Annotated in this window: 1 protein-coding gene; it reads right to left on the bottom strand. The window is 45.0% G+C overall.

The window, feature by feature from the left end; genetic code table 11:
* Positions 1-1,141: IS4-like element ISVsa5 family transposase (locus ABN212_RS18695; protein ID WP_001443860.1), on the bottom strand; the 1,141-nt coding region annotated here is incomplete at its 3' end.

The following is a 1,141-nucleotide window of genomic DNA, read 5'->3' as shown; positions in this document are numbered from 1 at the left end:
AGTCTTCCCTTGTTATTGTGTAGCCAGAATGCCGCAAAACTTCCATGCCTAAGCGAACTGTTGAGAGTACGTTTCGATTTCTGACTGTGTTAGCCTGGAAGTGCTTGTCCCAACCTTGTTTCTGAGCATGAACGCCCGCAAGCCAACATGTTAGTTGAAGCATCAGGGCGATTAGCAGCATGATATCAAAACGCTCTGAGCTGCTCGTTCGGCTATGGCGTAGGCCTAGTCCGTAGGCAGGACTTTTCAAGTCTCGGAAGGTTTCTTCAATCTGCATTCGCTTCGAATAGATATTAACAAGTTGTTTGGGTGTTCGAATTTCAACAGGTAAGTTAGTTGCTAGAACCCATGGCTCCTTTGCCGACGCTGAGTAGATTTTAGGTGACGGGTGGTGACAATGAGTCCGTGTCGAGCGCTGATTTTTTCGGCCTTTAGAGCGAGATTTATACAATAGAATTTGGCATGAGATTGGATTGCTTTTAGTCAGCCTCTTATAGCCTAAAGTCTTTGAGTGACTAGATGACATATCATGTAAGTTGCTGATAGGTTTCCAGTTTTCCGCTCCTAGGTCTGCATATTGTACTTTTCCTCTTACTCGACTTAACCAGTACCAACCCAGCTTCTCAACGGATTTATACCATGGCACTTTAAAGCCAGCATCACTGACAATGAGCGGTGTGGTGTTACTCGGTAGAATGCTCGCAAGGTCGGCTAGAAATTGGTCATGAGCTTTCTTTGAACATTGCTCTGAAAGCGGGAACGCTTTCTCATAAAGAGTAACAGAACGACCGTGTAGTGCGACTGAAGCTCGCAATACCATAAGTCGTTTTTGCTCACGAATATCAGACCAGTCAACAAGTACAATGGGCATCGTATTGCCCGAACAGATAAAGCTAGCATGCCAACGGTATACAGCGAGTCGCTCTTTGTGGAGGTGACGATTACCTAACAATCGGTCGATTCGTTTGATGTTATGTTTTGTTCTCGCTTTGGTTGGCAGGTTACGGCCAAGTTCGGTAAGAGTGAGAGTTTTACAGTCAAGTAATGCGTGGCAAGCCAACGTTAAGCTGTTGAGTCGTTTTAAGTGTAATTCGGGGCAGAATTGGTAAAGAGAGTCGTGTAAAATATCGAGTTCGCACAT

The sequence above is a fragment of the Proteus genomosp. 6 genome, assembly GCF_040139785.1.
Taxonomy (GTDB): domain Bacteria; phylum Pseudomonadota; class Gammaproteobacteria; order Enterobacterales; family Enterobacteriaceae; genus Proteus.
The sequence above is the reverse complement of the archived record's forward strand: the minus strand, read 5'-3'. Positions and strand labels throughout refer to the sequence as shown.